At 68.3% G+C, this 11,554-nt stretch carries 11 protein-coding genes; 7 read left to right on the top strand and 4 right to left on the bottom strand.

The features are described from left to right. Together AC1DQP_RS10240 and pbpC are read left to right on the top strand one after the other, a co-directional pair. On the top strand, nt 1–1,003 hold a 1,003-nt coding region (locus tag AC1DQP_RS10240), incomplete at its 5' end, for an alpha-2-macroglobulin family protein (RefSeq protein WP_478051530.1). A gap of 55 nt (nt 1,004–1,058) precedes the next feature. Continuing rightward, a complete protein-coding gene (gene pbpC / locus AC1DQP_RS10235; protein WP_478051529.1) occupies nt 1,059–3,434 on the top strand; it encodes a penicillin-binding protein 1C in 2,376 nt (791 codons plus the stop codon). Between the two features lie 145 nt (nt 3,435–3,579). Here the strand turns inward: pbpC and AC1DQP_RS10230 are convergent, their stop codons facing one another. Next, nucleotides 3,580–4,176: a ferritin-like domain-containing protein gene (locus AC1DQP_RS10230; protein WP_457320407.1), complete on the bottom strand. Its 597-nt coding sequence runs from the start codon at nt 4,174–4,176 to the stop codon at nt 3,580–3,582. Nucleotides 4,177–4,205: 29 nt separating this feature from the next. Further along, on the bottom strand, nt 4,206–4,688 hold the full coding sequence (locus tag AC1DQP_RS10225; protein WP_457320405.1) for a peroxiredoxin: 483 nt from the start codon (nt 4,686–4,688) through the stop codon (nt 4,206–4,208). 247 nt (nt 4,689–4,935) lie between these two features. Between AC1DQP_RS10225 and AC1DQP_RS10220 the strand changes: the two genes are divergently transcribed. After that, the gene (locus AC1DQP_RS10220) at nt 4,936–5,832 is read left to right on the top strand and encodes a DnaJ C-terminal domain-containing protein (protein ID WP_478051528.1); all 897 of its coding nucleotides are present in this window, start codon (nt 4,936–4,938) and stop codon (nt 5,830–5,832) included. A 147-nt stretch (nt 5,833–5,979) separates the two neighbouring features. Here AC1DQP_RS10220 and pilH read toward each other — a convergent pair whose 3' ends face one another. Both pilH and AC1DQP_RS10210 read right to left on the bottom strand, forming a co-directional pair. After that, a complete protein-coding gene (pilH, locus tag AC1DQP_RS10215; protein WP_256775788.1) occupies nt 5,980–6,363 on the bottom strand; it encodes a twitching motility response regulator PilH in 384 nt (127 codons plus the stop codon). 88 nt (nt 6,364–6,451) lie between these two features. Beyond that, nucleotides 6,452–7,447: a YhdH/YhfP family quinone oxidoreductase gene (locus tag AC1DQP_RS10210; protein WP_457321855.1), complete on the bottom strand. Its 996-nt coding sequence runs from the start codon at nt 7,445–7,447 to the stop codon at nt 6,452–6,454. 197 nt (nt 7,448–7,644) lie between these two features. On the opposite strand from AC1DQP_RS10210, the gene hflK reads away from it, so the two are divergent. From hflK to AC1DQP_RS10190, 4 genes are all read left to right on the top strand, one after another. Then, nucleotides 7,645–8,772: an FtsH protease activity modulator HflK gene (gene hflK, locus AC1DQP_RS10205; RefSeq protein ID WP_256775786.1), complete on the top strand. Its 1,128-nt coding sequence runs from the start codon at nt 7,645–7,647 to the stop codon at nt 8,770–8,772. Beyond that, nucleotides 8,769–9,632 carry a protease modulator HflC gene (gene hflC, locus AC1DQP_RS10200; RefSeq protein WP_256775785.1) on the top strand — a complete coding sequence of 288 codons (864 nt, stop codon included), beginning with the start codon at nt 8,769–8,771 and terminating at the stop codon, nt 9,630–9,632. The genes hflK and hflC overlap by 4 nt, the downstream gene beginning before the upstream one ends. Nucleotides 9,633–9,698: 66 nt before the next feature. After that, the gene (locus AC1DQP_RS10195; protein ID WP_256775784.1) at nt 9,699–9,884 is read left to right on the top strand and encodes a DUF2065 domain-containing protein; all 186 of its coding nucleotides are present in this window, start codon (nt 9,699–9,701) and stop codon (nt 9,882–9,884) included. A gap of 252 nt (nt 9,885–10,136) precedes the next feature. Next, nucleotides 10,137–11,429: an adenylosuccinate synthase gene (locus tag AC1DQP_RS10190; protein ID WP_478051527.1), complete on the top strand. Its 1,293-nt coding sequence runs from the start codon at nt 10,137–10,139 to the stop codon at nt 11,427–11,429. Nucleotides 11,430–11,554: the final 125 nt, after the last annotated feature.

The following is an 11,554-nucleotide window of genomic DNA, read 5'->3' as shown; positions in this document are numbered from 1 at the left end:
GTACGACAACGAGCGCAGCAAGGCGCTGACCGGGCTGCCGCTGGTGCACCTGGGCATCGCGCTGTCGCTGCAGGGCGACCACAAGCGTGGTGATGCGGCCATCGCCGCCGGCTTTGCCAAGCCCGGCAGCGAGCGTCCGCAGTACTTCGGCGACTACGGCAGCGAGGTGCGCGATGACGCCTTGATGATCGCGCTGCTGCACGAGCGCAAGCTGTCCAAGCCGGCCTATGACGCGCGTGCGGTCGATCTTGGCCGTGCGCTGGATGCGCGGCGCAACAGTGGCTGGATGTGGCTGAGCACGCAGGAGCAGGTCGCCATCGCGCGCCWGGGCAAGGCGTTGGCGGCCAACCAGAAGAAGCTGGTGTCCGGCGAGCTGGCCGTGGGCGGTCAGGTGGAAGCGATCACCGCGCGGCGCATGTTCGGCCGCAGTTTCGACTACGCCGCACTGGCCAAGGGCGTGCATTTCACCCCGCAGGGCGAACCGCCGATGTTCGCCAGCCTGGAAGTGGCCGGCATCCCGCGTACCGCGCCGGAGCCGGACAGCCGCAGCCTTGGCGTGGAGCGCACCTGGTACACCACCGATGGCAAGCCGTGGACGCCACGTGCGCTGAAGGAAGGCGAGGCGCTGATCGTGCGGGTCAGCATCACCCCGAACCTGGACATGCCCGATGCGCTGCTGACCGACCTGCTGCCGGCCGGCCTGGAGATCGAAAACTTCAACCTGGGCGATGCCAAGCAGTGGGCCGACGTGGTGGTGGACGGGCTCAACGTCAACGACCGCGGCGATGCGGCCACGCTGCGCCATGAGGAGTTCCGCGACGACCGCTACGTGGCCGCGCTGAAGCTGTCCAAGGGCAGCACCGCCAAGGTGTTCTACCTGGTACGCGCGGTCACCCCGGGCACCTACACGGTGCCGCCGCCGCTGGTGGAGGACATGTACCGTCCCGACCTGCGTGGGGTGGGCCGCAGCAACCCGACCACGATGACCGTGGTCCAGCCCTGAGCCGGGTGCGGGCCATCGCTGAGGCGATGGCCCGCGTAGTCCTGTCGTCCAACCGATGAAACCCATCCTTTCCAGGCGTCTGACCACCACGGCGCGGCACTGGCTGTGGCCGGCGTTGCGCTGGGGCACCGCGTTGCTGCTGGCGCTGGTGCTGGTGCTGGACCTGGCCTTCCCGCCGCCCCTGCCGAAAGCGCGCGACACCAGCACGCTGGTGGTGGCCCGCGACGGCACGCCGCTGCGCGCGTTCGCCGATGCCGACGGCGTCTGGCGCTATCCGGCCTCGGCCGACAGCGTCTCGCCGTTGTATCTGCAGGCCCTGCTCAACTATGAGGACCGCTGGTTCTGGCGCCACCCGGGCATCAACCCGTGGGGGCTGCTGCGCGCCGGCAAGCAGTGGCTGCTGCAGGGGCGGATCGTGTCCGGTGGCTCCACGCTGACCATGCAGGTCGCGCGCATCCTCGATCCGCATTCGCGCACGCCGTGGGGCAAGGCCAAGCAGATGCTGCGCGCGGTGCAGCTGGAAGTGCACCTGAGCAAGGCGCAGATCCTGGCGCTGTACCTGGAACGGGCACCCTACGGGGGCACCATCGAAGGGGTCGAGGCCGCCAGCTGGGCCTATCTGGGCAAGCCGGCGGCGCGGTTGTCGCAGGCCGAGGCGGCGTTGTTGGCGGTGCTGCCGCAGGCGCCCAGCCGGTTGCGCCCGGACCGGCACCCCGAGGCCGCGCGACGCGCCCGCGACAAGGTGCTGGAGCGCATGGTCGCGCTGGGCGTGTGGAGCCGCGAGGAGGTGGACGATGCGCGCATCGAGCCGGTGGTCACCCGCGCGCTGCAGCCGCCGCTGCACGCCGCCTTGCTGGCGCAGCGGCTGCGCTCGGCACAGCCGCGTGCGGCGCGCATCGAAAGCACGCTGGACATCGGGCTGCAGCGCACGCTGGAAGAGCGCGTGTCCTCGTACTTCTCGCAGTTGCCCGAACGCACGTCCGCCGCGTTGCTGGTGATCGACAACCGCACGCTGGAGGCACGCGCGTACGTGGGGTCGGTGGCCTTCGGCGACAAGCAGCGGCTGGGCCACGTGGACATGGTGCAGGCCTGGCGCTCGCCGGGCTCCACGCTCAAACCCTTCCTGTATGGCATGGCGCTGGATGACGGGCTGATCCATTCGGAAAGCCTGATGGTGGACGCCCCGCAGGCGTTCGGCGGTTACCGCCCCGGCAACTTCGATTCGGCCTTCAACGGGCCGGTGAGTTCGGCCACGGCGCTGCGGCTGTCGCTCAATGTTCCGGCGGTGGATCTGCTCGACCGGGTCGGCTCGGCAAGGTTTGCCGCGCGGCTGTCGCACGCCGGCATCAACCTGCGCTTCCCGCATGGCAGCGCGCCGAACCTGTCGCTGATCCTGGGCGGCACCGGCGCGCGGCTGGAGGATCTGGTCGGCGCGTTCGCCGCGTTCAACCGCCACGGCATCGCCGGACGGGTGCGCTATACCGCCGACGATCCAGTGATCGAACGCCGCCTGATGTCGCCCGGTGCGGCGTGGATCACCCGCGAGGTGCTCGAGTCCAATCCGCGCCCGGGGTATGGCAGCGGCACCTTCGATGTCACCGGGCGCCCACGGGTGGCCTGGAAGACCGGCACCAGTTACGGTTACCGCGACGCGTGGGCCATCGGCAGCACCCGTCACTACACCGTGGGGGTGTGGGTGGGGCGGCCGGATGGCACGCCGCTGCCGGGCCAGTACGGCGCGGTCACCGCGTTGCCGCTGATGTTTGAAGTGGTGGACAGCCTGCCGCGCCAGGCCGGGGACGCGAGTGGCGCCCCGATGCCACCGAACGTGACCCGTGAAGCGATCTGCTGGCCGACCGGTGAACTCGCCGAACGCACCGAAGACGCGTTGTGCCAGCGTCGCCTGGATGCCTTCGTGCTTGATGGGGTGGTGCCACCGACCTTCGCCGAACGCGACGCGCGCCTGTGGCAGCCGGGGCGCCAGCGCTTCAGTGTGGATGCGCGCAGCGGGCTGCGGGTGTCCCCGGACTGCCGGCTGCCGCACGAGACCGAAACGCGCGAGATCGCCCGCTGGCCGGCGTTGCTGTCGCCGTGGCTGCCGTTGGCGCAACGGCGCGCGGCGCAGCTGCCGGCGCTGTCGCCGGACTGCAGCGAGGATGGCCGTGAGAGTGGCGGCAGCCTGCATATCGAAGGCCTCAACGACCGCGCCACGCTGGCGCGCGCGCYAAACGCCGAACACGGCGTGCGCCTCCAGCTGCGTGCGCTGGGCAATGACAACAGCGTGGACTGGCTGCTCGATGGGCGCTGGATCGCACGCACCGAGGGCGCGCGCCTGTTCCAGCGCGATTTCGACGAAGTGGGCGAGCATACCCTCACCGCGCTGGCGTCCGATGGTGCCTGGACGCAGGTGCGCTTCCGGATACTGCGGTGATGCGCGTGCTGCTGGACGCGGGGCGGTCGTGCCGGCCGGTGGCCGGCCCGTCGCACTGCGGAGCCGGCTCGCGATCTGGGTGGGCTGCGAGCCGGCCAGCGGCCGGCACTACCGTTCCTCGATGGCCGGGGTTGTACAGGCGGTGTTATTCCCCGATCCAGCCATCCAGCAGGTCGGCGAACTCGTCGGCGTGTTCTTCTTCCTGGGCAAGAATTTCTTCAAGGATGCGCTTGGTGGTGGTGTCCTTGTCGCCGACGAAATTGATCATTTCGCGATAGCTGTCGATGGCGATGCGCTCGGCGATCAGGTTCTCGCGGACCATGTCGCGCAGGTTCTTGCCTTCCTTGTACTCGGCGTGCGAACGCCTGGTCAGCGTGTCCGGGTTGAGGTCGGGCTCGCCGCCCAGTTGCACGATGCGTTCGGCCAGCTTGCCGGCGTGCGCCTGTTCCTGCTGGGCGTGTTCGAGGAACTCGGCCTTGATCGAATCGGCGAGCATGCCCTTGGCCGTGAAGTAATGGCGGTAGTAGCGCAGCACGCATACGTACTCGGTGGCGAGCGCGTCGTTGAGCAGCTTGATCACCGCCTTGCGGTCGGCGCTGTAGCTGTCGGTGATGGCGCCGTCTTCGATGTCCTTGCGTGCCTTGGCGCGCAGCGTGGCGGTATCGCTGATGCCCGGCGGGCGCGAGGGATCGGCGCGTTGGGCGGCGGCGGGGGTGGGTTTCTGCTTGGCTGGCTTTGACATGGCTGGCCGGTTTCCTTTGTTGCGTGGATTCAGCTGGGCAGATGCGCCAGCACGTGAGTTGCCGAGGACACCTCGAACTGGCCGGGTTCCTCGACGAAGGTCTGGCGCACGACGCCGTCCTCGACATACAGCGCGAAGCGACGCGAGCGCAGGCCCATCCCGGAGCTGCTGGCATCCATCTCCAGGCCGAGCGCGCGGGTGAATTCGCCATTGCCGTCGGACAGCATCTGCAGGCCATCGGGCACGTGTTGGCTCTCGGCCCACGCCTTCATCACGAATGGATCGTTGACCGCCATGCAGAACACGTCGATACCACGATGGCGGAAATCGGCGAAGTGCTCGACGTAGCCGGGCAGATGCCGGGCCGAACAGGTGGGGGTGAACGCGCCGGGTACCCCGAACAGCACCGCGCGGCGGCCGTCGAACAGGGCATGGGTATCGAGGGTCTCCATGCCCTCGCGGATACGCTTGAGGGTGACTTCGGGAATGCGATCGCCTGCGTGGATGGTCATGCGGACTCCTTGGACGCGTCCAGCGTAGTGAGCGGGGTGGGATGGCGGCGTCAAAACGTTGAAAACCGCCGTTGCAGACCCATTTCAACGGCAGCGCGGTGGCGCAGGGGCCAGCATGGGCGCCCTGGGGCGTGGCCGCATTGCGCAGGATCATGCCGGGGCGTCACGGCACGGCCGGCGCCAGCCGCTAGAATTGTCGGGACGGTGTCCGCCGGCGCGGACGACCGAACTTATTCGAGGTGTATCGATGGAATTCAAGGATTACTACGCCACGCTCGGGGTGGAACCGAGTGCGGGCGATGCGGAAATCAAGACCGCCTACCGCCGGTTGGCGCGCAAGTACCATCCCGACGTCAGCAAGGAGGCCGGCGCGGAAGACAAGTTCAAGGCCGTCAACGAGGCCTATGAAGCGCTGCGCGACCCGCAGAAGCGCGCCGCCTACGATCAGCTCAAGGCGCAGGGCTACCGGCCCGGCGAGGAGTTCCATGCGCCGCCGAACTACGGTGGTGGCCAGGGCTTCGACTATGAGGAAGTGTTCGGCGGCGGTGCCGGCGGCGGTGGCTTCAGCGATTTCTTCGAAAGCCTGTTCGCGCGTCAGCGCGGCGGCGGTGGCGGCCGCGCCAGCGGCTTCGGCGGTGCCAGCCAGGGCCCGCAGCCCACGCGTGACACCCGCGCCAAGCTGTCCGTGCCGCTGGAAGCGGCCCACCAGGGCGACAGCCTGCGCATCAACGTCAACGGCAGGCAGCTGGATGTGCGCGTGCCCAAGGGCATCCGTCCGGGCMAGGTGATTCGCCTGGCCGGGCAGGGCACCGGCGGCGGCAACCTGCTGCTGGAAGTGGAGTACGCCGAGCACCCGCAGTTCGAGGTGGACGGCCGCAACATCCTGTACACCCTGCAGGTGACGCCGTGGCAGGCCGCGCTGGGCACCAGCATCAGCGTGCCCACGCTGGGCGGCTCGGTGGAATTGAAGGTGCCGGCCGAGTCCGATGCCGGGCGCAAGTTGCGCCTGCGGGGGCGCGGCCTGCCGGGCAATCCGGACGGCGATCAGATCGTCGAGCTGGAGATCGTGGCTCCGGCCCCGACCGAAGAGGCACAGAAGAAGGCCTACAAGGCGTTGGCCAAGGCGTTTGGCGAGAAGGCCTGATTGAAGGGTGTACCGACCAACGGTCGGTACCTACCGCGGTTGTGCACTGGCCAGCGGCAGGTACGCGCCGGCACGGTGCATCTGCGGCGGCCGAGGTAGGAGCCGCCCATTGGTCGGCTCCCCTCCGGGCGGCTCACCGCGCCGGCATCACGCCGCTGGCGGTTCCTGGTTGCTGAAGACCCGTTCCAGCACTTCGGACAGCTCGTCTTCGGAGAACGGCTTGGTGATGTAGGCCTTGGCACCTTGGCGCATGCCCCACATGCGGTCGGTGTCCTGGTCCTTGGTGGTCACCAGGATCACCGGAATGTGCTTGGTGGTGGCATCGCGCGCCAGTGTACGGGTGGCCTGGAAACCGTTGAGGTTTGGCATCACCACATCCATCAGCACCAGGTCGGGCAGCTGCGCCTTGGCGGCTTCCACGCCCGCCGCGCCATCGGTGGCGGTCAGGATCTCGTGCCCGAGCTTTTCGACGATCCGCTGTATCCCCAGCAGCTGCGACGGTGAATCGTCGACAATCAGAATGCGTGCCATGTTGTTCCCCATGTAATGCCCGCAGTGTAGTGCTGCGCGCACAAGGCCGGAAGCATCCGGCCTGCCGTCCGTCGCCTGCCTGCGACGCTCAGTCGATCCGCACCACGGTACGCCCGCGCGACCCGCCTTCCAGCATCGTGTCGAAGACCTCGTGTACCTGCTCCAGACCCACTTCGCGCGTGCAGATCGCGTCAAGGTGGCGCGGCTTCCATGCCCCGGAGAGCTTCTCCCAGACCTGCTCGCGCAACCCGCGCGGTGCCGCCGCCGACGACACGCCCAGCAGCGAGACGCCGCGCAGGATGAAGGGCATCACCGTCATCTCCAGCGCCGGGCTGGCGGCCAGGCCCGCGCTGACCACGCTGCCATAGGGCACGGTCTGGGCCAGCAGGCTGGCCAGCATCGGTCCGCCGGCATTGTCCAGGCCACCACCGAAGCGGGGGGATTCCATCGGCTTGGAGGTGGCCAGCACCTCGCGCGGCAGTACCTGGCGGGCGCCGATGGCGTGCAGGTAGTCGGCCTGGTCGGCCTTGCCGCTGATGGCGTGTACCTCGAAGCCGGCGCGGCTGAAGATGTCCACCGCCAGCGAGCCGACCCCGCCGGTGGCGCCGGTCACCGCCAAGGGACCCTGCGCGGGGGTGAGCCGGTTGTCGGTCATGCGCAGCAGCGCCAGCGCCGCGGTGAAGCCGGCGGTGCCCAGTACCATGGCCTCGCGCGGGCTCAACCCGGCCGGCTGGGCGATCACCGCGCTCGATTCCAGGCGCACGTACTGGCTGTAGCCGCCGTCGCGGGTCTCGCTGAGCCCGCAGCCGGTGGCCAGCACCGCATCGCCCTCGCGAAATGCCGGATCGGTCGAGGCGACCACCGTACCGGCCACATCGATCCCGCCCACCAGCGGGAAGCGGCGCAGGATCCGGCCCTTGCCCGTCCCGGCCAGCGCGTCCTTGTAGTTCACCGAGGACCACTGCGCGCGGATCACCACCTCGCCGGGGCTGAGCTGGTCCAGCCCCATCGCTTCGATGCCGCTGTGGTGGCCGCGGTCGTCGTGGTGGATGCGGAAGGCGTTGAACCGGGCGGGGATGGCCATGAAGATGCCTGACGGGGAGGGAGGCAACACCTTACCCGCTCCGGCCCGGCAGGCGTGGGGCAGGGGGGATGAATCGCGACCCGCTGCCGCTTGGCCCTTCCAATCCTGTCAATCCGCCCCATCTTGTAGAATCGAGCAGGATTTACGGTTGACGGTGCGGAATGACCCGCAGGCAACCTTTCACTGATGGAGCGTGCATGGCCTGGAATACACCCGGCGGCAACAAGGGCGGACAAGGTCCCGACGAGAATCGACGGGGTCCGTTTGGACCTCGCGGTAGCGGCAATGGCGGCGGTTGGGGCGGTTTCCCCGGGCCACTCAAGGACCTGTTCGATGGCGGCATCCTGCGTTGGGTGGGCGTTGCGGCGGTCCTGCTGCTGCTGTTCTCCAGCTTCCAGCTGATCGGCGAGCAGGAACGCGGCGTGGTGCTGCGCTTCGGCCAGTTCTCGCGGATCCTGCAGCCCGGCCCCAACTTCAAACTGCCGTGGCCGATCGAGTCGGTCAACAAGGTCAACGCCACCCAGATCAAGACCTTCAGCAGCCAGGTACCGGTGCTGACCCGCGACGAGAACATCGTCAACGTCTCGGTCAACGTGCAGTACCGCATCGACGATCCGCGCCTGTACCTGTTCGGCTCGGTCTCGGCCGACCAGGTGCTGGAGCAGTCGGCGCAGAGCGCGGTCCGCGAGCAGGTGGGGCGTGCCGACCTCAATGCAGTGCTCAACAACCGCGGCCCGCTGGCCGTGGTCGCCGAAGAGCGCCTGCAGGCCTCGCTGAAGGCCTACCGTACCGGCCTGTCGGTGACCGGGCTGACCCTGCCCGATGCGCGTCCGCCGGAGGAAGTGAAGCCGGCCTTCGACGAGGTCAACGGCGCCCAGCAGGTCAAGGAGCGCCTGATCAACGAAGCCCAGGCGTACGCGGCCAAGGTCGTGCCCGAAGCGCGTGGCCAGGCCTCGCGTGCGCGCACCACCGCCGAGGGGTACAAGCAGGCCGTGGTCTCCAAGGCCCAGGGTGATGCCGAGCGCTTCAGCCTGCTCCAGGTCCAGTACAAGGACGCCCCGGAAGTCACCCGCAAGCGCCTGTGGCTGGAAACGGTGGAGCAGGTGCTCGGCCAGAACCGCAAGATCATCGGCGGCGATGGCCGCCAGCTGATCTACGTGCCGATGCCGGCCGACACCCGTGGCGGTGCGGCCGCCCCGGCTGCCCCGCCCGTGACCCCGGAAGTGATGCTGCCGTCGCTGCCGGCCAGCACGCCGGTGGATGGCGTGCGCAACACCGAACGTCCGACCACCCGCCCCACCGGTCGTGAAGGAGTCAGCCGATGAAGAGTTCCCTTTGGATCGGGCTGGCCGTGGCCGCCCTGCTGGCCCTGCTGGGCTCGGTGTACGTGGTCCGCGAAGACCAGACCGCGATGGTGCTCAACCTGGGCAAGGTGGTGCGCGCGGACATCAAACCGGGCCTGCACTTCAAGGTGCCGCTGGTGGAAACGGTGCGGGTGTTCGACCGCCGCTTCCAGGTGCTCGACACCGCGCCGGCGCGTTACTTCACCGCCGAGCAGAAGGACGTCAGCGTCGACTTCTTCGCCATCGGGTACATCTCCGACGTGCGCGACTACTACCGTGCCACCGGCGGCGACGCCACCGTGGCCAATGCGCGCCTGGCCCCGATCATCACCGACTCGCTGCGCAACCAGATCAACTCGCGCACGTTGCAGCAGCTGGTGTCCGGTGACCGCAGCGAACTGATCGCCAACCAGCTGACCGGCATCAACAAGTCGGTCAAGGACCTGGGCATGCAGATCATCGACCTGCGCATCAAGCAGATCGACCTGCCCACCGACAGCCAGGTGATCAACGATGTGTACGAGCGCATGCGCGCCCAGCGCAAGCAGGAAGCGGCCAAGCTGCGCGCCGAGGGTGAGGAGCAGTCGCTGACCATCCGCGCCCAGGCCGACCGCGACAGCACCGTGATCGTGGCCGAAGCCGAGCGTGATGCCCAGCAGATGCGCGGTACCGGCGATGCCGAAGCGGCGCGGATCTACGGCAAGGCCGGTTCCGCCGACCCGTCGTTCTACGCCTTCTACCGCAGCCTGGAGGCCTACCGTGGCTCCATGGCCGACGGCAACGGCGTGATCGTGCTCGACAAGAACGACCCGTTCCTGCAGTACCTCAAGAGCGATCGCTGAGGTCGCAGGCGGTAGCAACCCACGGGGACCCGGTGCAGACCGGGTCCCCGTTTTATTTGGAGCGCCATGAACGACTTTTTCTCCGCCCTGTGCCTGGTCGCGATCCTGGAGGGCCTGTTCCTGTTCGCCGCCCCGTTGGCCTGGAAGCGCATGGCCGAACAGCTGCTGATGCTGCGCAGCGCCGCCCTGCGCACCTGGGGCGGGGTGATCCTGCTGGCCGGGCTGACCACCCTGTGGTGGTTGAAGCACTAGGCCGTACCGGCCGCTCACCAGATCCGGTAGTGCCGGCCCCCGGGGTGGCAACCCCCACCGGAAACCCGGATAATGCACAAAAGCCGGACGGGCACTCTGTTTCAGAGTCACTCGTCCGGCTTTTTCCGTGTCTGGGTACCCCATTGCCGGCGCGCTCCCCGTTGGAGCCTGCCACCCCGTGATGGTCCGCGCCCGGCCATGGTCCCAAACCCGCGGCCCCGATGGCCGCACAAAAGCAAGGAGTTACCCGTCATGGGTCAGTCAGTTGTCGTGTTGGGTGCCCAGTGGGGCGATGAAGGCAAGGGCAAGATCGTCGATCTGCTCACCGAGGAAATCGGCGCCGTCGTGCGCTTCCAGGGCGGCCACAATGCCGGCCACACGCTTGTCATCAATGGCAAGAAGACCGTGCTGCACCTGATCCCGTCGGGCATCCTGCGTGCCGACGCGCTGTGCCTGATCGGCAACGGCGTGGTGATCTCCCCGGCCGCGCTGCAGAAGGAAATCGCCGAGCTGGAAACCTCCGGCGTGGAAGTGCGCTCGCGCCTGAAGATCTCCCCGGCCGCGCCGCTGATCATGCCGTACCACATCGCCCTGGACCAGGCGCGCGAACGCGCTGCCGGCGGCAAGGMGATCGGCACCACCGGCCGTGGCATCGGCCCGGCGTACGAAGACAAAGTGGCGCGTCGCGGCATCCGCATCGCCGACCTGCATTACCCGGCCCAGTTGGAAGAACTCCTGCGCACCGCGCTGGATTACCACAACTTCGTGCTGACCAATTACCTCAAGACCGACGCGGTCGACTTCCAGAAGACCTACGACGAAGCACTGGCCTTCGGCGAATACGTCGAGCCGATGAAGTCCGACGTCGCCGGCATCCTGCACGACCTGCGCAAGCAGGGTAAGCGCGTGCTGTTCGAAGGCGCCCAGGGTGCGCTGCTGGACATCGACCACGGCACCTACCCGTACGTCACCAGCTCCAACACCACCGTCGGCGGCGCACTGGCCGGTGCCGGCGTGGGCGCGGACGCGATCGACTACGTGCTGGGCATTGCCAAGGCCTACGCCACCCGCGTCGGCGGCGGTCCGTTCCCGACCGAACTGGACGATGAAGTCGGCCAGGGCATCCGCGACCGCGGTGCCGAGTACGGCGCCTCGACCGGCCGTCCGCGTCGCTGCGGCTGGATGGACATCGTCGCGCTCAAGCGCGCCGTGGCCATCAACGGCATCAGCGGCCTGTGCATCACCAAGCTGGACGTGCTCGACGGCATGGAAAAGCTGAAGGTCTGCATCGCCTACGAATACCGCGGCAAGCGCACCGAATACGCCCCGCTGGACGCGCAGGGCTGGGAAGAGTGCACCCCGGTGTACCTGGAGTTCCCGGGCTGGACCGAAAACACCCACGGCATCACCAACTGGGACGACCTGCCGCCGGCCGCCCGCGCCTATCTGCGCGCGCTGGAAGAGCTGGCCGGTTGCCCGGTCAGCATCGTCTCCACCGGCCCGGATCGCGACCACACCATGGTCCTGCAGGACCCGTTCGCCTGAGCCAGCGCCGGTGGTAGTGCCGAGCCATGCTCGGAAGCAGCGCCCACCGGACACGCCCGACGCAACATCCAGAAGCCCCGCGAAAGCGGGGCTTTTCGATGTTCCAGCGCCACGCGCCTGGAACC

The organism is Stenotrophomonas sp. P5_A8 (genome assembly GCF_056400545.1).
Note: the sequence above shows the minus strand (reverse complement) of the source record. Positions and strands in the feature narration are given on the sequence as shown.